Origin of the sequence: Synechococcus sp. BIOS-U3-1, assembly GCF_014279975.1 — a bacterium.
In the GTDB taxonomy this organism is placed as follows: Bacteria; Cyanobacteriota; Cyanobacteriia; order PCC-6307; family Cyanobiaceae; genus Synechococcus_C.
Genome location: NZ_CP047936.1, coordinates 2,447,740 through 2,467,185, shown reverse-complemented (window position 1 = coordinate 2,467,185; position 19,446 = coordinate 2,447,740). Strand labels below are relative to the sequence as shown.

The window sequence follows — 19,446 nt, the reverse complement described above, 5'->3', positions numbered from 1 at the left end:
CTTGACGGCAGAACGAAGGATTACTGCTCAAATGTATGAGTCTTGAAGAGGGCTCCACGAGTCCAGTCCATGCCAGATCAACAGGCTGTTGCAACCCTTTACTCTCGCGACGATGCTCGGCGGCGTCTCTGGAAGGCAGCGATCAAGTGGCCGATGTACTCCGTTGCGGTGATGCCAGTGCTGCTTGCGGCAGGATGGCGCCTGGGTGCAGGTTTGCCGGTGCGCTGGGTCCAGGGCTTCGTTTTTCTGCTGGCAGCGGTGCTGTTGCTGATCTGGGAGAACCTCAGCAACGATCTTTTTGATGCCGAGACCGGCATCGATGACCAGGGCAAGCCCCATTCGGTCGTGGCGCTGATCGGAAGGTCACGTCCTGTGCAGCGGCTGGCCACGCTTGCTTTGCTGATGGGACTCTTGCTGATGCTGTGGATTGCACGCAGCAGCAGCCTTGGAGTGCTGGTGCTGGTGCTGGTGAGTTGTGCTCTCGGCTACCTCTACCAAGGACCCCCATTTCGTCTTGGCTACCAGGGGCTGGGTGAACCGCTGTGTTGGCTCGCGTTTGGTCCTTTCGCTACCGCAGCTGCGTTGTTGGTGATCGCCCCTGCGACAGATGTCGTCCCCTGGGAGACCGCTCTGGTCCTTGGGTCCGGCCCTGCTTTGGCGACCACGCTGGTGTTGTTCTGTTCGCATTTTCATCAGGTTGAGCAGGATGCGGCGCATGGCAAGCGGTCTCCAGTGGTGCGCTTGGGTACTGCGCGGGCAGCGTCCTTGGTGCCTTGGTTCGTTGCAGGGACCCTCGCTCTGGAATGGGCACCTGTACTGCATGGCGACTGGCCACTCACCGCTTTTTTGGGAGCCTTGGGGTTACCCGCGGCCTCTTCGTTGATCCGCTTGCTTCGCATGCATCATCACGAGCCTGAACGCATCACAGGCAGCAAGTTCCTCGCATTGCGATTTCAGGCGCTGAATGGCCTCGGCCTGAGCATCGGTCTAGGCCTGGGTCCATGGTTCGGCTCCCCTGTTCTGTTGCCCAGCTGAGCTCATGACGCTGCAACTGGCCATCCGCTCCTATGCCTATTCACTCTCGCGTCCGCTGCGGACTGCTTCAGGTGCTTGGCAGCTGCGTGAGGGTTGGTTGTTGCGTTTGACGTGTGCGATCTCCGGCCAGGTGGGCTGGGGTGAGGTGGCTCCGCTCGATCCAGAGCACCGTCCTGCCTGTGCAAGGGCTTTATCTCCATGGCAGAACGCTGAGGGTGTGGAGTGCAAGCGAGATCAGCTCGAGGCACTGCTGCCGAAGCTCCCGGCTGAAGTCGGCTTTGCGCTCGGTGCTTCGTTGGCGGAGCTGGATGGCGTTGTTCCGTCCTGGCTCCCTGCTCCGAGCTCGGCATGTTTGCTGCCCGCTGGTCCGGCCATGCTGCCGACTCTGGACCAACTGCTAGCGACTCATCCAGTGGGTGAGCCCATCACTGTGAAGTGGAAGGTGGCAGCGGCGGACTTGGATCAGGAATGGTCGTTGTTCTCCAGGCTTTTGGATCGGCTGCCGCACGAGGCGCGTCTGCGTTTGGACGCCAATGCCGGCTGGGCTCGGACCGAGGCGGATCGATGGGCTGGAGTTCTGGAGGGCGATCCCCGTTTGGATTGGCTGGAGCAGCCACTGGCAGTGGACGATCTGCAAGGCCTGCAGGATTTGGCGAAGCGGGTTCCTGTCGCCCTGGATGAGTCGCTGTTGAAGCATCCGGTTCTGCGGGAGCAGTGGCAGGGTTGGCAGGTGCGGCGACCACTGCTGGAGGGAGACCCAAGACTCTTGCTGCGCCAGTTGCAGCAAGGCCGGCCGCGGCTGATGCTCAGTACCGTCTTCGAAACCGGTATCGGCTTTCGCTGGCTGGCGTTGATGGCAGGGCTTCAGCAGCGAGGCCCCACTCCCGTGGCTCCTGGACTGGCGCCAGGTTGGCGTCCTGAAGGTCGCCTATTCAGTTCTGATCCTGAGCAGGTTTGGGCTGCGGCCGCGCTGGATTGCTGATGTCCTGTTTGAAGGATCTGCACTGTGACCCTGCCCAGCCTGGTCAGGCTGCTGCGATTCTCGAGTCGGACCTGGCTGAACACGTTTGGGTGCGTCTGCTTCCTTCCGGCGTTCAGCCGGAGCGACAAGCCCTGGCTGCGGATGGACTTGATTGGCCTCCTGGGCCAGGAGTGGTGTTGTCAACAGGTGGTAGCAGCGGTGGCCGACAGCTCTGCCTCCACCCTTTGTCGAATCTGGACCGCTCTGCCCAGGCCTGCGGGTCGTGGCTGGAGACGATCGGCTTGGAGCCAGCCTCAACGCTGGTTTGGAATCCCCTGCCGTTTCAGCACGTAAGCGGTCTGATGCCTTGGTGGCGTGCCCGTCAGTGGGGCGCAGATCATGCTTGGATCGCCCCCGCTCTGATCAAACAGCCTGCTCTGCTTCTCGAATACAGCTTTCGTCATCCAGCTTGGCAGCGGCGTCCGATGGTGCTCTCGCTGGTGCCCACCCAATTGCGGCGGCTTCTAGCCGATCCCTGTGGACGCTCATGGTTGGGTGAAATGGCGGTGATCTGGGTTGGTGGTGCAGCCTTGCCAGCCGATCTGGCCGATCAATCGCGGGACCTGGGCATCAGGCTTGCCCCTTGTTATGGCGCGACGGAAACTGCCGCCATGGTGACGGCCCAGGCGCCGCTTGATTTTCTGGCGGGGACGGGTGGTTGTGGACGATCCCTTGACGGGGTGCGTTTGCGATTGAATCAGCGAGGAGCTCTGGCCGTGCATTGCGACCGGTTGGCTGTGGCCAGAATTGATGGATCAGGAAGACTTTGCGCGCTGTCGGACGCGACTGGTTGGTGGCATTCAGCTGATCTGGCAGAGCTTGCAGGATCAGCAACGGATCCCCAGCTGTATCTCCTTGGGCGAATCGACAACGCCATCCATTCAGGTGGGGTCACAGTGTTTCCTTCACAACTGGAACAGCGGCTGCTGACGGAGGCCCGCAAGCAAGGGCTGCCGCTCGATGCCGTGCTGTTGCTGGGGTTGGTGAACCGTGAGTGGGGTGAACGATTGGTGGCTCTCGTTCGTTGGTCGTCGATTGACGTGTCGTCGGACGCTTTCGACCGCTTGCGCAGCTTGGTGTCCGATTGGCCCGCGCCCGAACGCCCTCTGCATTGGGTTCAGTGCCAGGGACTGGAATGCTCTGCCGCAGGGAAGTGGGAGCGTGCGCGATGGCAGAACTGGTTGGAAGCTCAACAATTCACTCAATAATCAGCTCAGTCATTAACTCAGTCGCTCTGAATCTTTGCTTTAGTCTTTGATCCTAGGTTCACTTAGAAGCCTCACTTTAAGATCTATTCGCCTGTTCAATCGCTGTATTTTGAATATCAATCTTTAGCTTAATCTGTTGCATTCCGCCTGCTGGATGCTGCCGCATCTGTGATCTGATTTGAAGCGGCGTGCTCATCGGAATCACTGGCGGATCTGTCTGTTGAACCTGTTGAGTTTGTGGCGCTGATGCCTTGGTCTTGTTCGCCAGGCCCTCGCTCAACACGAAACCATCAAAAAGAGCACGTTTCCTTTGCCACGAAGGCGCGTATCAATTTAATTCGAACGCCCTCGGTCAGCATCTGAATTGTGAATTAGTTTGCGGTTTGCCCCCTCGGTATATCGACGAACTCTTAAGGTATTTTTCTGAGTTTTACTGGGTTTCTTCGTTGCCAGTTCCCCTTCGGCCCTTTCGGCCTACCTCTCAAAATATACGTGTGAGCACGATCGATGCTCCCTCGATTGAAGGGGATGTTATTGATAACGCTGGTGATGTGATTAACCGTTGCTATCGTCAGATTTATTTTCATGCGATGAGTAGCGATAAGGATCGCTATCTAGAGTCGCAATTAAGAAACGGATCAATCACAGTAAGAGATTTTATTCGCGGTCTTCTGCTTTCGGACCGTTTTATGCGTGGTTATGTCGCTTGCAATAGTAATTATCGCCTTGTTGAGCAGGTCATCGGCAGGGCTTTGGGTCGCAAAGTGAGAGACAACTCCGAAAAATTAACTTATTCGATTGTTATTGCTGAGAAAGGATTCGAAGCTTTTGTTGATCTGGTCCTCAATAGTGAGGAGTACATGCAGAGGTTTGGTTACGACACTGTGCCTCTAGAGATCTCAAGAGTATTGCCAGGTCGAGCTGTTGGTGAGGCTCCTGTGTATCAGGAGCTTCCGCGATACTCTTACGATTGGCAGGAAAAGTTGATTTCAAACGACATGATGATGTCGATTGAAGATCACCTGAACTTCGGTCCTACGAAGTCCTTCGCCGAGAAAGTCCTATACGAACGCCCCTCTGATAAAGCGTTCCGTTATATTATTCCTTCCTTTGTAATCTTGTCGGGATTGATTGTTGTTGGGATTGTGAAAGTCTTTGCAAGTGTTTTTGTGGTGGGCTGACGCGCTAACAAGCGGATCTCGCCATTTCTTCCTTTTTCTTCTCAATTAATTCCTCGAAACTGATCCAGTGAATGCAGTCCACTGGACAGGTATCGATTGCTTCGTTGATCACCATTGTTGAATCACCATCCTGGCGAATTGCTCGACACTTGCCTGTCTGTTGATCCATGAGGAAGGTGTTCGTTGCCACGTGCGCGCAATATCGACATCCGACGCAGACTTTCTCGTCCACCCAGATTGCTTGAAGTCTCAGTTCGCCACCCAGGCATGGTTCCAAGCCTGTGGGTGAAGGGATGCTACGAGACGGTGCAGTGAAAGCGGCCGAGCTTTCAAAAGTCGTTTCAAACGTCGTTTCAGCGTCTGAAGGTGCTGTAAATGCCGCAGAAGTGTCGAACATCGTGGTTGACTTGTATCACTTACGAAACGTGAATCTGCACAATCTTTGCGCAATATTGAGGTTTGAGACTTTCAAAATGCTGCAGAAGAACTCCAATAGTTAAAGAAGCGATGAATGGTTTGCTCGGACGTAGGAGTTGAATTCTGTTCAGGAGGTTTGATTGGTTTTGAATTGCTTGATTGCAATCTGAAGCTGGCCAATCGCAGCTCTGCCAATGTTGTAGCCGGCCCAGCTCAGAGCAAGAAGAATGGGCAATGCCACAATCAGAATTCTCAAATCCATCGGCATTCAAAAAATAATTTACAAATTAGCTTTGGCGCCAATTTTTTCAGTGTTCTTTGATGGCTGCGAGCGTTGCGGATGGAAGATCAGCCTGCAGATTCTTGAACTAATCGATGTCGCAATTGTGTCGCCATTGGCCTCGAAGAGCTGAGCTGGATCCGGAGCTCCGGCGGGCAGCGGGCTTGCTCGGTTTAGAGCTCACAGCTCCCTGATTTGTCCGATTTGTGCAGCCTCGATCCAGCGTGAGATGGCCACTGGTAACGGGCAACGTCGACGCGTTTGTGCACTGATGGCCAGCTGTCTGATCAAGCCATTGGCCACTTCCTGCTCTTTCAGTAGAAATTGACTGCGAACCTCAAAACACCCCTGGTCAATCTGTTGTGGCGTTAGGCGTACGAGCAGTTGATCTCCCCCGTGCACCGCTTTGGTGAAGTTGGCGCTGCAATGCACGATTGGGAGCGCTGTGTCAGGCCACCGTTCCTGCTCACGACATCCAGGAAAAATCGTGTCGGCTTCAACGCCGTAGAGCTCCAGGCTCTCTTCCCATGCCTCGTGGCACCAGCGCAACAGCTGATGAAAATGCATCACGCCAGCGGCATCCGTATCGCCGAAGCGCACGGTTCTGGTCAGGTTGAGCCATGGGAGCTTCGCCATTAGGGGATGATCTGGTCGCTCTGGGCAGTAGTTGTCATCTTGGTATCAGTGAGTGGACGGAGCTGATGAGAGGAGTGGTGCATTTTCTGTTGGCCGATTACGGCGTTTGGACGCTGCTTTTGGCACTGTTGCTCGGTGCTTTGCAGACACGGCAGCAATGGACTCTTGGCCGTTGGTCGGAAGCCTCTCTGCTTTGGATCGCGTTCTGGGTACTGGGTGTGGGTGGTGTCTATGGATTCCTCATGCATCTTGTGTTCGGCTCGTTCCTGGCAGAGCAGATCGGATGGCCGAACAGTCCTTTTCAGAATGAAGTGGCCTACGCCAATCTCACCATCGGCATCCTCGGTTTCAGCAGCTTCCTGTACCGCAAGCGTGATTACCTTCTGGCGAGCATGGTCGCCTTCGCCAGTTGGTATTTCGCTGACGGGATCGGGCACGTGGTCTCGCTTGTGGTCGATCAGAACAATGCTCCTTCTAACGCAGGCACCGTGCTCTACACCGATCTCCTGACCCCTGTACTGGTGGTGATCCTGCTGTGGATCAGCAGAGGTGAACGTCGGCGGTTGAGCTGATCAGCGATCGACGGATCCCATGATCACGTCGATGGAACCAAGGATCGCCATGATGTCGGCGACTTTGTGCCCCTTGAGGATGTGGGGAAGGATCTGCAAATTGTTGCTGTCTGCGGCACGAATCTTGAAGCGCCAGGGTGTCACGTCGTTGTTGCCCTGAATGAATACTCCGATCTCGCCCTTTCCAGATTCCAGTCGGGTGTAAAGCTCCCCATTGGGGATCTTGAATGTGGGAGCCACCTTTTTGGCCACGTACTGGTAGTCGAACCCGGCGAAATCGCTGTCTTTGCCTTCGAGCATGCGTTTGGCCTCTAAGTTTTCCGTTGGGCCGCCGGGAATCATGTCGCAGGCCTGGCGAAGAATCTTGAGGGACTGGCGCATTTCTTCCACTCGAACTCTGTAACGGGCGAAGCAGTCTCCCTCTTTCTCCCAGATCACATCCCAGTCGAAGTCGTCGTAGCACTCGTAATGGTCAACTTTGCGCAGGTCCCACGGCACTCCGGAGGCCCTCAGCATTGGGCCGGAAAGGCTCCAGTTGATGGCTTCTTCCTTGCCGATGATTCCCAGACCTTCAATGCGTCGGCGGAAGATCGGATTATTGGTAATTAGTTTTTCGTATTCATCGATTTTGGGGCCGAACCAGTCACAGAAATCGCGACATTTTTCGAGCCATCCCCAAGGCAGATCGGCTGCCACGCCACCGATGCGGAAGTAGTTGTTGTTGATCAGGCGCTGACCGGTTGCCGCTTCCCAGAGGTCATAGATCATCTCCCGTTCACGGAAGATGTAGAAAAATGGGGTCTGGGCGCCGACATCAGCGAGGAAGGGTCCCAGCCACAGCAGATGATTGGCGATGCGGTTGAGCTCCAGCATCAACACCCTGATGTAACTGGCCCGCTTGGGAACAGGGATATTCGCCAACCTTTCAGGGGCGTTGACGACAATCGCTTCGTAGAACATGCCTGCTGCGTAATCCATTCGGCTCACGTAGGGCACGAACATGACGTTCGTTCGGTTTTCGGCGATCTTCTCCATGCCGCGATGGAGATAGCCGATTACCGGCTCGCAATCGAGCACATCCTCTCCATCGAGAGTCACCACAAGGCGCAACACCCCGTGCATTGAGGGGTGGTGGGGGCCGAAGTTGACCACCATCGGCTCCGTGCGCGTTTCCATCTGCGTCATGGGGCCGTGGCAGAACAATCGTGTCGGGATCTTAGGAAGGACCCATGCCCGATCTGCTAGCCAGCCCCGCTCAGGGTTTCATGCATGTGCCGGTTCTGGCTGAACCATTGATGCAAACACTGGCTGTGGAGCTCTGTGATCAGCGCCAATCAGGCGTGTTCATTGATGCCACGCTGGGTGGTGGTGGCCATAGCGGTCTGCTACTGGATCGCTATCCAAAACTGCGGCTGCTGGGGCTCGATCACGATCCAACCGCCCGTTTGGCTGCGGCCGAGCGGCTTGAGCTTCATGGCGACCGCGTCACGATCGTGGCGACGAATTTCGCCGACTACACCCCTCCTCGCCCTGTTGCACTGGTTCTGGCCGATCTTGGGGTGAGTAGCCCTCAGCTGGATGTAGCGCAGCGGGGATTCAGCTTTCGGCTGGATGGTCCTCTCGATATGCGCATGAATCAAGCGGGGGGAGGGGAAACTGCAGCTGATCTGATCGCAAGGCTGGATGAGTCGGATCTAGCGGATCTGATCTACGCCTATGGAGAGGAGCGATTGTCGAGGAGGATTGCCCGCAGGATCAAAGCTGATCTGGACGCAAGCGGTGCCTATGCGGGGACGGCGGCTCTGGCCTACGCGGTGGCTGGCTGTTATCCACCCAAGGCTCGCCGCGGTCGTATCCACCCCGCCACGCGCACCTTTCAGGCTCTGCGGGTCGCGGTCAATGATGAGCTTGCGGTTCTGGACCGCTTGTTGCAACAAGCCCCTGACTGGCTCCAGCCGGATGGCCTGCTGGCGATCATCAGTTTCCATTCACTCGAAGACAGGCGTGTGAAGACCGCCTTTCTCAGTGATGAGCGCCTACAGCGCGTCACTCGGAAGCCACTCAGAGCTGATGAGGCGGAGCAGCTGCTCAATCCGCGCAGTCGCAGCGCCAAGCTGCGAATTGCCCGCCGCCGACCACCCGATCCGAGCCTGACCGAGCCGAGGTCTGAAATATGAGCTGGTCCTGGACGAGTGATGGTGTGTGGTGGATTGCTCTGCTGGTTCAGCTCCTGGCGATTCCAGGCACGTTTTTACCCCTGCTTCCAGGCCTGATTTGGTTGCCGGTGGGATCGCTTGTCTGGATGGGGGCTGTGGGTTGGACTCAAGCCTGGCCTGAGCTTGTTCTGGCGCTGGTGTTGTTCAGCTTGGGTCTCATCGCTGATCTCCTGGCTCTGGGACTTGCCTCTGTACGACTGAAGGCCAGTCGCTGGTCTGCGGCTGGAGCTGGCGTGGGCTTGCTCGTTGGAGTGCTGGGCTTGCTGCCAGCACTTCCCTTCGGAGGTCCACTTCTGGGGGCCTTCTTGGGTCCATGGCTTGGAGCAATGCTGGTTGAAACCTGGGTCGCAACAAAACAACCCCGTTATCTGGGCTGGTTTGAGGCGTTGCGCCAGGGATCAGTCGTTGGTTTGGCTGTCGTCGCTGGACTGCTGGTCAGCAAAATTGTCCAGTTTGTAATGGCTTTGGTGGGAATTGCGGGTTTCGTGATTGTCAGTGTTCGCTAATCAGTGTTCGCTAATCATTCTGAGCTGATCAGACCCGTCTGGTTTTCGCTCCCAAATCGTTGGCGATACGCAGCTGTTGAGATGCAGATCAGAACGGGCACGACGACAAACAAGCCTCCGAAATGGAATATGGCAGCGATTATATGGATGACCGCTTCAACGACAAAGAACCAGAGCAGTGTCCACCATGAGGGATCAACAATCGAGCCCCCTTACTGAATGGCTTCAAAGGAGCTGTTGTTTTTCAATAGAGCAATGAAGGGGGGGGACTTCCGATTTATAGAGAGGTAAATACGCAAAACAAAGGCAATGGTTGGGGGAATGATTGCGAGGGCTTGGTTAATTTGTGCCAGTCCAAACCCAACCAGGGATCCTTCGCGAAAGCATCCCATCCATCTTCGATGGCTTGAAGTACACGTAGCTGCTCTGACACTTTTCCCAGAGATTGTGTTAAGTGAGTTTTTGATTTCAGCGCTGGGTCAGTGTCTGGATTGCGGTTGTGATCACCTCGATTGCTCCGTCAATGTCGATCGTTGTTGTGTCTCGTCCCAGGCTTAGTCGCAGTGATGCTTCTGCCTCAAGACGGCTTCGGCCAATGGATCGCAGCACGTGAGATGGCTCACCACGACTGCAGGCAGAACCGCTGCTGCAGGCCAGTCGGGGCCGCAGTGTCCGAAGCAGTCGGCTGCCCGAGATCTCGGGAATAGTGATGTTGAGGTTGTGGGCCAGTCGAGGTCGCAGCGCGCCGTTGAGCTGAATCATGGGATTTCGATCTTTGAGCCCTTCCCAAAGCTGATCCCTCAAGGCCTGGAGCCGAGCCTGGCGGTCCTTCAAGTCTTGCGTTGAGAGCTCGGCTGCAGCAGCCATGCCCATGATCAGCGGCACCGGAAGGGTCCCTGCCCGCAGACCCTGTTCCTGTCCTCCACCCCACTGGAGCGGTTGCAGCTTCGTGCCTGCTCTAACCACGAGGCACCCGATGCCTTTTGGGCCGTTGAATTTGTGAGCGCTCAGACTGATTAGCTCACAGCCCAGCTCTTCAGCGTTCAGCGGCAGATGTCCGTAGGCCTGGGCAGCATCGGTGTGCATGGTGATGCCGCGTCTGCGGCAGACGGCGCTCAGGTCCCGGATCGGCTGGATCACGCCGATCTCGTTGTTGGCCACCATCACGCTGATCAGCTGGGTGTTGGGCTGAATGGCTTGTTCCAGCTGTTCCACCGTGATCAGGCCGTCCTCTTGCGGCGCCAACAGCGTGATCTGAAATCCCTCCTCTTGCAGCTGCAGCAGAGGGTCGAGTACTGCGTGATGCTCACTCGCCACGCTGATCAGATGCCCTGCTCCCCCGTCGGACAGCGTCCGAGCCCTCGCGTGGCCTAGCAGTGCCAGGTTGTTGGCTTCAGTGGCACCACTGGTGAAAATCAGTTCTTCAGATCTGATTCCCAAACTGCCTGCAATGCTCTCCCTGGCTGAGCTGATTGCCGCTGCAGCTGTCAGCCCAAGCCGATGTTGACGACTCGATGGATTGCCCCACTGCTGGCGCCACCAGGGCTCCATCGCCTCGATCACGGAGGGATGACAAGGTGTGGTGGCCTGGTGATCGAGGTTGATCACAACTTCAGTGCGCTCAATGGGGTGTGTGGGGTCAGCATGGTGTGACTCTCAGATTGTCGCGATGCATTCCATCCGTTGGCTCTTCAGTTTGGGTCTGCTGGTGTCGGCAGCTTTTCAGCCCGCTGTCGCGGAGGCCGTGAATCGTGAACAGCTGCTTGAGCAGATGAAGGCCATGCGTCCTGTTGATTTGGTGGTGCTGGATCAGGGTGAGGGGGCTGAGGAGTACACCTTGGGGATCTTTGCGGTCTCGGGAGACCCTGCTGATCCCGAGATACGCAGGTTCAAGCTGTGGCAGGAATCCGCCGACAATCTCGTGATTCCCACCGAGTCGGTGAACTGCAGTCGCGAAGAGCCGCTGCGTGTCACCAGGGATACCGAAGCCATCTATGTGCGCAAACTCAACCCAGGGGGGACCAGGCGTGCGTCCACGCGTGAAGACCATCTGGTCTGGTGGGCGGCCTGTCATCCCGACCTCGCTGGCCAGGACCCCTCCGGTCTCTCGGAGATGGCTAGAGAGCTTGGTTATTCCACTGAGTTGATCGAATCCCAAGAAGTCTTGCGGTTGCCAGCGCCCTGACGCCCCTAGATTCCGGCCAGATGAGGTCAGGCCTTGACAACCTCCCAGCCCGAACAATCCTCCCAGCCTGAGCAGCCCTCTCAGCCTGAGCCGCCAACAGTTCGTCTGCTACTGGTCGACGACGAACCTGGCTTGCGTTCAGCAGTGCAGGCCTACCTTGAAGATGAGGGCTTTGATGTCACCACGGCTGTTGATGGTGAGGATGGGTTTGCCAAGGCGCAACAGATGCTTCCTGATGTGGTCATCAGTGACGTGATGATGCCCAGGCTGGACGGCTACGGGCTGCTCAACAAACTCAGAGCTGATGAGCGTTTGGGCGGTACTCCCGTGATTTTCCTCACCGCCAAGGGCATGACTGCAGATCGCACTCAGGGCTATCTGGCGGGTGTTGATGATTACATCCCTAAACCCTTTGACCCGGATGAGTTGGTGGCGCGTGTGAGCAACGTGGCCCAGCGTCAGCAGCGCCTCTTGCAGGAAGCAGCCCGCTTCGCGGATGCCGACATGGGGCAAATGGCGAAACAGATCACTGAAATTCGCTCTCTTCTCGCTCAGGCGGAGGCACTGCCCTCCAGCGATCCTGTCCAGCACAATTTCACGCCCAGGGAATCCAGTGTTCTGCAACTCGTGGCAGAGGGATTGATGAACAAAGAAATCGCCCGCCAGCTGGAGACATCAATCCGAAACGTGGAGAAATACGTGAGCAGGTTGTTCATCAAAACCGGTACATCCAGCCGAACCGAGCTGGTGCGTTACGCCTTGCAGAATCGTCTGGTGGAGTGACAAGCCAACAGGCATCGCCTTTGCCTGAGGGTTGGCGTCCAGCTGCACTCAATCAGGGATGGACGTACCGGGACATCACGCACGCTGGCAATCACGGCACGCTGATCAGCGCGCTGCTAGCTGAGCGTTATGCCCACTCCACTGAGGACGTCTGGCTTCGACGTCTTGCTGCTGGTGAAATCCGCTGTAACGGAAAGCGTCTCCTCAAGGATCGACGGCTACCCGATCAGGCAGAGCTGCTCTGGTGCCGTCCTCCATGGATCGAGCCAGCGATCCCCGACTCCTGGTCGGTGGAATATGACGATGGGGATCTGCTGGTGATCAACAAACCCTCCGGACTGCCAGTGATGCCTGGTGGTGGCTTCCTTCAGCACACGCTCGCGACGCTTTTGGATCAGCGCAGTTGCCAGCTGGGTGATCCGCTGGTTCCCAAGCCTGTGCATCGCCTTGGTCGCTTCACTTCCGGATTGCAGGTCTGTGCACGCAACCCGACCACCAGATCCGCTCTCTCGCGAGAGTTTCAGCCTGCTTCGGGAACCTGCAAGATCTATCAGGCCTGGGCTCAGCGTGTGGCAGGGCTCGAGTTCGGGACGTCTCTTGCCGTGAACACGGATGTGGTCGAGCGGCCCCATCCCTGGCTGGGCTGGGTCTGGGGACCGCTGCCCCAATCGGATGGGGTGATCCGGGGGCGACTCCAAGCCCACAGTGAGCTGAAGCTGCTGGAACGCTGTCCGCAGGGAGATCGTCTGCAGGTATCGATCACAACAGGACGACCTCATCAGATCCGCATTCATCTCGCGCAACTGGGATCTCCCCTCCTCGGTGATCCGCTGTACCTGAACGATCAGCGCATCAGTGATGTGGCGACCCCAGGAGACGGGGGCTACCGACTTCACGCCTGGCGTCTGCAGCTGAATGATCTGCACCTCAGCTGTGAGCCGCCATCAACGTTCTGGTTCAGCTCAGGTTCACCATGACTTGTCAGCATTGAGTGAGCTCAGTGGTTGATGCCATGCCTAGGTCGGTTTCCGCTATTGCTTTGGGTTCGCTGCTCTGCCCGTTGATGGGCTGTTCCCCAGGCGGTTCCGGGACCAGTTCCGGCGTCGATCTCCGCTAGACAAAACAGCTCAAAGTGTTGTTCTGCAACGTGGAATCCGGCACCTTCATCGATGCCAATCAGGATTCAGTCCTGTCGGTGGGTGATTCGGTCAGTTACAAGCTTGCGGTGGCTCGGTTGGGGGGAGTTGTGCTGGGCTGTGAACAGGCCAATGGTTCCTTTTATGGGCTCGAAGAGGTGGTCGAACGACGAGTGCTGAACGGCGAAATGGAGTTCTTGACCCATGGCCAGGGAACCCTGACCTTTGAGGACGGCAACATTCAAACCCGTTCCTTCGGCTCGCTTCAGCCCAGCGTCGATGTGACGCCAAGCCTGGGATCAGGATCAATGAATCTTTCGCTCGGTGATCTCTTCCCCAGGGACCACGGCGCGACCCTGATCGGTCAGGGCGGCGTTTTTAGCGGTGATGTGGGGTCGGCTGACTTTGTCAGTGACACGCCTCCCTATGCGTTACTCAAACTGCAGAGTCAGTTCGGGTCCTGATGGGTCTTGAACCATGGTCTCTTCCAAAAGTTGTTCAGGCCTTTTGAAATTCGATCAGTCTGGAAAAGTAGAAAGGCGCCTTATTGAGGCTGCGTCGCATGGGTTTGAAGCCGCTGGCTTCGGCTGCGGCCACAATTCCTTTCTCCTTGAGGGTGTAGGCGCGGGTGGTTTTGCTGGGTCCTGGGAACAACTGGCCAATGCTCTTCAGAGCTGCCAGGAGCGGTGTGTAGGGCGCGAAGCTCACGATCAGGCGTTGATTGGTGAGAGAGCAGAGGTGCCGCACCATCTCTTCAGCAGCCTCCTGGGGGTAGTGAATGAACACATCCAGACAGCACACGGTGTGAAATGAGCCGCTGAGGCTTTCCAGATCGCTGGCTGCGAAATTGAGTTTGGACATGTCCAGGCCCGCATCACGCGCCCGTCGCTCAGCCTCCTCGGCCATTGCTTCAGAGATGTCGCTGGCATGAATAGAACCGGCTCCCATGCTTGCTAGAGGGATGCTCAGACTGCCGACGCCGCAACCGGCATCGCAGAAACTCACGTCGTTGAACTGCCCACTCTCCTTGATCCAGGCCAGGACCTCATCAACGGTTTTCTGGTGCCCGATCCTGATATTGCGTTGGACCTTATTGACGTCATCGCTGTCGCTGTAAATGCGGTTCCAGCGATCGAAGCCTGTGGTCTCGAAATAGCCCTTGACTTCCTTTTTCTCGGCCTGCTTGTCATTCAGCAGTTGCTCGGGGGCCATCAATTCACTCGCTGCGACTGAATTTTACGCAGCCCCCCGCCAGGCCAACTTGCGTTCTGATGCGTTCCATTCCCAGCGCAGCAGGTCGCTGAGCATGTTTCCAATCAGCCAGTGGTCTTCAAGACTTTCCGTAAGCACTTCTCTGGGTGCCATGGTTGAGGCCCAGATTGCACCATCGGCGTCACCGCTCCAGCTCGCCAGGCGGCAGGTTCCTTCGAGCAAGGGCAGGGTCACACCGGCCAAGGTGCCGTCTTCCAGTCGGCAGGTGCCGTTGTTCACCAGCAGCACTCGCTCGTCCCAGCGATGTTCTCCTTCAGCCAGCCCGTAGGGCGCAAGGGCATCACTCACCAGCACCAGCTGATCTCCCGCCATCCGTTGCAACAAAACAGCAGTCGTGGGATGTACATGCACGCCATCGGCAATCAGCCCAAGAGCAATATCGCCACGTCGGCAGGCTTCCCCTAGCGGCCCAGGAGCGCGGTGGTGCAGTCCAGGCATGGCATTGAAAGCATGCGTGATCATGTCGACGCCCTGGCTGAACGCCAGGGCTGCCTGGTCGGCGTTTGCAGTGCTGTGACCCAGTGCCACTTGGATGCCGAGCTCTTTCAGGTGACTGAGCAAGGCTTGAGCTCCCGGTTGCTCTGGCGCCAGGGTGATCAGGCTGATCTCGGTTTCAAATCCCGCGATTCGTTCTTTCAGGGCCGCGACGCTGGGAGCAGCGATGTGCTCCAGCGGGTGTGCACCCCGCCGGGCTTCCGCCAGAAACGGGCCCTCAAGATGTGCTCCCAGTAGTTGGCAGCGGCCTGTTGAATGCCGGTCCCGGGCCTTCCGGAGTACGGCCAGTGATTGGCGTAAAGGGGTCACCCCACAGGTGACCAGGGTTGGAGCGATCGCCTCGACTCCATCGCGCCAAAGCAGCTCCAGCAACTCCAGGAGCCTCGGTAGATCTTGGTCCGAGAGTTCCGTGAAGGCCAGGCCAAGACCTCCATTGATCTGAAGATCGATACCCCGCTGACTGAGCCTGTCTCCATGCCAGCTCTCCCCCGCCATCGCTCCACCAGCCGGCATGGGACCGGTGGCTGTGATCAGATTGTGATCATCCAGGCTGAGCCAGGACAGACCGACAGGGTCGTTGCTTCCGGGGCGCCGGGGGAGACGCACATCGGTGATCCGACGCATGCGGTGGGGCCGGCTCAAGCCGGTGCGGGACGATGGCAGTCTCGCTGTCCTTCCGGTTCTTGCCTGTGGCCGAGTTGCCATCCCCTTCTGTTGATCCAGGTTCCGTGCCCAGGGTCGCCGTCATCATGGGCAGTGATTCCGACCTTCCGAGCCTCCACCCTGCCGTGGAGGTGTTGAAACAGCTGGGGGTGTCGGTGGAGGTGCGCGTGCTCTCGGCTCACCGCACGCCCTTGGAGATGGTCAACTTCGCCCAGCAGGCTCGCCAGCGTGGGCTAGCCGTGATCATTGCCGGCGCTGGCGGCGCAGCCCATCTGCCTGGCATGGTGGCGTCACTCACCACCTTGCCTGTGATCGGTGTGCCGGTGCAGAGCAAAGCACTGTCAGGTGTCGACTCCTTGCATTCGATTGTGCAGATGCCCGGTGGTATTCCGGTGGCCACGGTGGCGATCGGGGGAGGCCTGAATGCAGGCTTGTTGGCTGCACAGATCCTTGCTGTGGAGGGTGGTGTGCTGGCGGAACGACTTGAGGCCTACCGCCAACAGCTGCATGACACCGTCGTTAACAAGGACGCGCGTTTGCAGGATCTGGGCAGTCTTGACTACCTCAAGCAAATGGATTGATCGCCAGCGATTGCAATCTTTCGATGTTGCCGCCAGACGAGATGTTTGGTGCCATAAGGCGAGTGCCGTTGACAAGCTGAGCTCCCTTTGATCTGCGCCCCCTCCAATCCATGACGTCCTGGCCAGCCTGGATTCGCTGGGGATTGGTGCTGCCGTTGCTGACCCTCAACCTGTTTGTCATCCGTCAGCTCCTCCTGCCGCTGGCTCCGTTCCCGGGCCTGTTCCTCACGGCTGCGTTGATCGCCTTCCTGCTGGATATTCCCTGCCGCTGGCTCACCGGTCGAGGGATTCGCCGCTGGGTGGCGATTGTGTTCGTCACGCTCGCTACGACCGGCGCACTGGCCTTCGCTGCTGTGACCCTGGTGCCGCTGCTCATTGAGCAGCTTGGCCAGTTGATCAATGCTCTGCCTGGACTGCTTCTGGCGGCACAGGCGTGGGTCAACCGTCTTCAGGAGTGGGCGTCAATCCGTGGCCTGCCCAATGAGTTTGGAGATCTCAGCAGCGATTTGCTCTCCCGTGCAAGCACCTTGGCCAGTCAGCTCAGTCAGCGGTTTCTGAGCATCCTTGGGGCCACACTCGGCACCACGATCAACACCGTGATCGTGCTTGTGCTGGCGGTGTTCTTCCTGATTGGAGGTGAATCGATTACCAAGGGGCTGGTCCGCTGGCTCCCGGATGAGTGGCGTGTGGTGGTGACCAGCACCCTGGCGCGTACCTTTCGTGGCTACTTCGGCGGGCAAGTGCTCCTCGCGCTGATCCTGGCGCTGGGTCAGATCGTGGTCTTCACCCTTCTCAAGATCCCCTATGGAGTGCTGTTTGCAGTGCTCATCGGGTTTACAACCCTGATCCCCTATGCCAGTGCTTTGACCATTGTCGCCGTAAGCGGCTTGCTCGCTTTTCAAGATCCCAGTACTGGCCTCGAGACGTTGGTGGCAGCGATCGTGGTCGGCCAGATCGTCGATCAGGTGATTCAGCCGCGTCTGATGGGAAGCATCGTGGGTCTGCAGCCAGCCTGGCTGCTGATTGCCCTGCCCCTGGGAGCCAAGGCCGGAGCGCTTTACGGTCTTGGAGAGTTATTGGGTCTGTTGCTGGCGGTGCCTGTCGCCAGCTGCCTCAAGACGTTCGTGGATGCCTGGGCCGAGCGTCAGGGCATCCATGCCGTCGTCAGCAATGCGGTCGTTAACGACGTCAGCGCTGGGCAGGAATGAGTTGCCGGGAGATCAGCTCGTTGACCACCTGATCCACGCAGTTCGACAGGTCTGCAGCGCCAGTGTCGACAGAAAGTTCCGGCGTTTCTGGTGCTTCATAAGGGCTGGAGATACCAGTGAATTCTTTGATTTCTCCCGCACGTGCCTTTGCATAGAGGCCCTTGGTGTCCCTCTGTTCGCACACGTTCAGGTCAGCGGCACAGAAGATCTCGATGAAATCTCCGTCGCCAACCAGGTTGCGTGCCTTGTCGCGGTCAGCACGGAACGGCGAGACGAATGCCGTCAACACGATGGCACCGGAATCCAGAAAGAGTTTGGACACCTCACCTATGCGGCGGATGTTCTCCTCACGGTCGGCATCAGAAAAACCAAGGTCTTTGCAGAGGCCATGGCGAATGTTGTCGCCGTCGAGCACATAGGTCGTCAGGCCCCGATCGAACAGGGCCTGATTGACCGCGTTGGCGAGCGTGCTCTTGCCAGCACCGCTTAGACCTGTGAACCAAAGAATGGCGCTGCGATGTCCCCGTTGTTCAGCGCGGGCTGCTCGGTCAACCGATGCCTGATGCCAGGCGATGTTGGTGGAAGCACCCTGGTTGGTGAGCTGGCCGTGGCTGGACGAAGCGGTCATTGGGATCCGGCGGTCTCGGGCCGCCATTGTCCCTCAACCAGTACCTCTCTCGGCCTGCATCTGCCTCATCCCCCAGCGCGCTTGGGTCGATATCCCTGCTTGTTGAGCAGTTCCAGCGCAATCTCCACCTGATCGCCCTGAAGTTCGATCAGGCCGTCTCTTGCTGTGCCACCGCTGCCGATGCGTTTCTTGAGTGTCTTCAGCAATGCTTTGAGTCCCTCTTGGTCGAGCTCCAAACCGCGGATCACCGTCACGGTCTTGCCGCCTTTGCCGCCTCGGGTTGGCTGCACCCGAACGATCTGTTGTGCTTTCGCGGTTGGTTGCTTCTCGGGACCGCTCGGCCGCTGCAAACTGTCTGTGTTGCTGAATTCCTGCCACCCGCCCTTCGGCATCGCTTCTGCGCATCCGACACCATCCTGCCGTTCTCGTGATGACCGACTCCGCGTCCACGCCTCGATGGGCTGACTCCAGTCAGGGCCTTGGTCGCTGGATCGAACGTTTGATCGGTATCGCTCTGCTGAGGCGCCCGCTGTTCTTCCAGGCACGTCAGCTGATTATTCGCACTGCTGAACGCAACGGCATTCCCTGGAGAGTCCGTCGCCGGGAACTGCAGAAGGCTGCAGCACCGTTGTTGTCGAGCACCATCAACCCCGGGATTAAGCCGCCCGACTACTACGTGGCTCGTTTCCATGCCTATGAACAAGGCAATCTCTGCTGGGAGGCTGCTGCCGAAGCGGAGCAAGCCACCGATGCGATGGCCCTGCGCATCTGGCCGGAAGAGGCGTTGGCACCATCTGTGGCCCAGGCCCGTCTGAGGGATGAGATCCATCGCACTTTGGCGCCGCTCCTGAACGGGTCCATTGATCAGGTGCTTGATCTTGGCTGTTCAGTGGGAGTGAGCACGTTGTATCTCGCACGCTGGCTGCGTGAGCGGGCCGAGCAGCGCCAAGAGTCTGCGCCTCGGATTCAAGGCCTGGATCTGTCCCCCGACATGCTTGCGGTGGCCCAAGTGCGTGATCGGGAGGGACTGGTGGATGGCTGGTTGCATGCAGCGGCGGAGAACACGGGTCTGGCGGTTGCGTCTTTTGATCTGATCAGTCTCCAGTTCGTCTGCCATGAACTGCCTCAGGAGGCGACCCACGCTGTGCTGATGGAGGCTGCTCGGTTGCTGCGGCCAGGCGGTGCTCTGGTGATGGTTGATCAGGATCCCGCCTCTTCCGTCCTTCAGCGCCTTCCCGCTGTGGTCGCCACATTGCTCAAAAGTACCGAGCCTTATATCGAGCAGTACTTCAGCCTCGACATGGCTGAGGCCCTGCGAGCGGCAGGGTTCCGGAATTTGCAAATCCGTGCCTGTGATCCACGGCATCGCGTGATTGCCTGCTTACGCTGAATCAACGCTTCAAAGGCCGCGCGCGCGGTCAGC

Annotated in this window: 23 protein-coding genes; 14 read left to right on the top strand and 9 right to left on the bottom strand. The window is 58.0% G+C overall.

What is annotated here, in order from left to right; translation table 11 throughout:
- The first annotated feature begins 69 nt into the window (after nucleotides 1-69).
- The 4 genes from menA to SynBIOSU31_RS13430 all read left to right on the top strand — a co-directional run bounded on the left by menA (nucleotide 70) and on the right by SynBIOSU31_RS13430 (nucleotide 4,445).
- Nucleotides 70-1,035: a 2-carboxy-1,4-naphthoquinone phytyltransferase gene (gene menA, locus SynBIOSU31_RS13445; protein ID WP_186490810.1), complete on the top strand. Its 966-nt coding sequence runs from the start codon at nucleotides 70-72 to the stop codon at nucleotides 1,033-1,035.
- A 4-nt stretch (nucleotides 1,036-1,039) separates the two neighbouring features.
- Nucleotides 1,040-2,017, top strand: a complete 978-nt coding sequence (locus tag SynBIOSU31_RS13440; RefSeq protein WP_186490808.1) for an o-succinylbenzoate synthase — start codon at nucleotides 1,040-1,042, stop codon at nucleotides 2,015-2,017.
- Nucleotides 2,017-3,264 (top strand): AMP-binding protein, encoded by a 1,248-nt coding sequence (locus SynBIOSU31_RS13435; RefSeq protein ID WP_186490806.1) that lies wholly within the window; start codon nucleotides 2,017-2,019, stop codon nucleotides 3,262-3,264. Before SynBIOSU31_RS13440 ends, SynBIOSU31_RS13435 begins: the two co-directional genes overlap by 1 nt.
- A 494-nt stretch (nucleotides 3,265-3,758) precedes the next feature.
- Nucleotides 3,759-4,445: a phycobilisome rod-core linker polypeptide gene (locus tag SynBIOSU31_RS13430; RefSeq protein ID WP_255477260.1), complete on the top strand. Its 687-nt coding sequence runs from the start codon at nucleotides 3,759-3,761 to the stop codon at nucleotides 4,443-4,445.
- A gap of 4 nt (nucleotides 4,446-4,449) precedes the next feature.
- Here SynBIOSU31_RS13430 and SynBIOSU31_RS13425 read toward each other — a convergent pair whose 3' ends face one another.
- The 3 genes from SynBIOSU31_RS13425 to SynBIOSU31_RS13415 form a co-directional block, all read right to left on the bottom strand.
- Complete coding sequence (locus SynBIOSU31_RS13425) at nucleotides 4,450-4,842, bottom strand: ferredoxin (protein WP_186490802.1); 393 nt, start codon at nucleotides 4,840-4,842, stop codon at nucleotides 4,450-4,452.
- 147 nt (nucleotides 4,843-4,989) lie between these two features.
- A complete protein-coding gene (locus tag SynBIOSU31_RS13420; protein ID WP_186490800.1) occupies nucleotides 4,990-5,124 on the bottom strand; it encodes a photosystem II protein Y in 135 nt (44 codons plus the stop codon).
- Nucleotides 5,125-5,322: 198 nt separating this feature from the next.
- Nucleotides 5,323-5,778 (bottom strand): acyl-CoA thioesterase, encoded by a 456-nt coding sequence (locus SynBIOSU31_RS13415; protein WP_186490791.1) that lies wholly within the window; start codon nucleotides 5,776-5,778, stop codon nucleotides 5,323-5,325.
- Between SynBIOSU31_RS13415 and SynBIOSU31_RS13410 the strand changes: the two genes are divergently transcribed.
- Nucleotides 5,763-6,350: a DUF6790 family protein gene (locus SynBIOSU31_RS13410; RefSeq protein ID WP_186490789.1), complete on the top strand. Its 588-nt coding sequence runs from the start codon at nucleotides 5,763-5,765 to the stop codon at nucleotides 6,348-6,350. The two genes, SynBIOSU31_RS13415 and SynBIOSU31_RS13410, sit on opposite strands and share 16 nt — an antisense overlap.
- Here the strand turns inward: SynBIOSU31_RS13410 and SynBIOSU31_RS13405 are convergent, their stop codons facing one another.
- On the bottom strand, nucleotides 6,351-7,535 hold the full coding sequence (locus SynBIOSU31_RS13405) for an NAD(P)H-quinone oxidoreductase subunit H (RefSeq protein WP_186490787.1): 1,185 nt from the start codon (nucleotides 7,533-7,535) through the stop codon (nucleotides 6,351-6,353).
- Between the two features lie 44 nt (nucleotides 7,536-7,579).
- On the opposite strand from SynBIOSU31_RS13405, the gene rsmH reads away from it, so the two are divergent.
- Nucleotides 7,580-8,527 carry a 16S rRNA (cytosine(1402)-N(4))-methyltransferase RsmH gene (gene rsmH / locus SynBIOSU31_RS13400; RefSeq protein ID WP_186490785.1) on the top strand — a complete coding sequence of 316 codons (948 nt, stop codon included), beginning with the start codon at nucleotides 7,580-7,582 and terminating at the stop codon, nucleotides 8,525-8,527.
- On the top strand, nucleotides 8,524-9,072 hold the full coding sequence (locus SynBIOSU31_RS13395) for a DUF456 domain-containing protein (protein WP_186490783.1): 549 nt from the start codon (nucleotides 8,524-8,526) through the stop codon (nucleotides 9,070-9,072). Before rsmH ends, SynBIOSU31_RS13395 begins: the two co-directional genes overlap by 4 nt.
- 468 nt (nucleotides 9,073-9,540) lie before the next feature.
- Here the strand turns inward: SynBIOSU31_RS13395 and SynBIOSU31_RS13390 are convergent, their stop codons facing one another.
- On the bottom strand, nucleotides 9,541-10,680 hold the full coding sequence (locus tag SynBIOSU31_RS13390) for a cysteine desulfurase family protein (RefSeq protein WP_255477259.1): 1,140 nt from the start codon (nucleotides 10,678-10,680) through the stop codon (nucleotides 9,541-9,543).
- Between the two features lie 61 nt (nucleotides 10,681-10,741).
- Between SynBIOSU31_RS13390 and SynBIOSU31_RS13385 the strand changes: the two genes are divergently transcribed.
- From SynBIOSU31_RS13385 to SynBIOSU31_RS13370, 4 genes are all read left to right on the top strand, one after another.
- Nucleotides 10,742-11,257 (top strand): hypothetical protein, encoded by a 516-nt coding sequence (locus SynBIOSU31_RS13385; RefSeq protein WP_186490781.1) that lies wholly within the window; start codon nucleotides 10,742-10,744, stop codon nucleotides 11,255-11,257.
- 33 nt (nucleotides 11,258-11,290) lie between these two features.
- Nucleotides 11,291-12,040: a response regulator transcription factor gene (locus SynBIOSU31_RS13380; RefSeq protein ID WP_370593635.1), complete on the top strand. Its 750-nt coding sequence runs from the start codon at nucleotides 11,291-11,293 to the stop codon at nucleotides 12,038-12,040.
- Complete coding sequence (locus tag SynBIOSU31_RS13375; protein WP_255477258.1) at nucleotides 12,037-13,017, top strand: pseudouridine synthase family protein; 981 nt, start codon at nucleotides 12,037-12,039, stop codon at nucleotides 13,015-13,017. The genes SynBIOSU31_RS13380 and SynBIOSU31_RS13375 overlap by 4 nt, the downstream gene beginning before the upstream one ends.
- Nucleotides 13,018-13,187: 170 nt before the next feature.
- Nucleotides 13,188-13,640 (top strand): hypothetical protein, encoded by a 453-nt coding sequence (locus SynBIOSU31_RS13370; RefSeq protein WP_186490780.1) that lies wholly within the window; start codon nucleotides 13,188-13,190, stop codon nucleotides 13,638-13,640.
- 34 nt (nucleotides 13,641-13,674) lie between these two features.
- Here SynBIOSU31_RS13370 and bchM read toward each other — a convergent pair whose 3' ends face one another.
- Together bchM and SynBIOSU31_RS13360 are read right to left on the bottom strand one after the other, a co-directional pair.
- The gene (gene bchM / locus SynBIOSU31_RS13365) at nucleotides 13,675-14,388 is read right to left on the bottom strand and encodes a magnesium protoporphyrin IX methyltransferase (protein ID WP_186490779.1); all 714 of its coding nucleotides are present in this window, start codon (nucleotides 14,386-14,388) and stop codon (nucleotides 13,675-13,677) included.
- Nucleotides 14,389-14,412: 24 nt separating this feature from the next.
- On the bottom strand, nucleotides 14,413-15,567 hold the full coding sequence (locus tag SynBIOSU31_RS13360; RefSeq protein WP_186490778.1) for an N-acetylglucosamine-6-phosphate deacetylase: 1,155 nt from the start codon (nucleotides 15,565-15,567) through the stop codon (nucleotides 14,413-14,415).
- A gap of 32 nt (nucleotides 15,568-15,599) precedes the next feature.
- Here SynBIOSU31_RS13360 and purE point away from each other — a divergent pair, with 32 nt between their 5' ends.
- Nucleotides 15,600-16,187: a 5-(carboxyamino)imidazole ribonucleotide mutase gene (gene purE, locus SynBIOSU31_RS13355; protein ID WP_255477257.1), complete on the top strand. Its 588-nt coding sequence runs from the start codon at nucleotides 15,600-15,602 to the stop codon at nucleotides 16,185-16,187.
- 110 nt (nucleotides 16,188-16,297) lie between these two features.
- Nucleotides 16,298-17,395, top strand: a complete 1,098-nt coding sequence (locus tag SynBIOSU31_RS13350) for an AI-2E family transporter (protein WP_186490777.1) — start codon at nucleotides 16,298-16,300, stop codon at nucleotides 17,393-17,395.
- Here the strand turns inward: SynBIOSU31_RS13350 and cysC are convergent.
- Nucleotides 17,376-18,023, bottom strand: coding sequence for an adenylyl-sulfate kinase (gene cysC / locus SynBIOSU31_RS13345; protein ID WP_186490776.1), 648 nt, complete (start codon nucleotides 18,021-18,023; stop codon nucleotides 17,376-17,378). The two genes, SynBIOSU31_RS13350 and cysC, sit on opposite strands and share 20 nt — an antisense overlap.
- 65 nt (nucleotides 18,024-18,088) lie before the next feature.
- Nucleotides 18,089-18,415 (bottom strand): translation initiation factor, encoded by a 327-nt coding sequence (locus tag SynBIOSU31_RS13340; protein ID WP_186490775.1) that lies wholly within the window; start codon nucleotides 18,413-18,415, stop codon nucleotides 18,089-18,091.
- Between the two features lie 38 nt (nucleotides 18,416-18,453).
- On the opposite strand from SynBIOSU31_RS13340, the gene SynBIOSU31_RS13335 reads away from it, so the two are divergent.
- Nucleotides 18,454-19,413, top strand: coding sequence for a class I SAM-dependent methyltransferase (locus SynBIOSU31_RS13335; protein WP_186490774.1), 960 nt, complete (start codon nucleotides 18,454-18,456; stop codon nucleotides 19,411-19,413).
- Nucleotides 19,414-19,446: the final 33 nt, after the last annotated feature.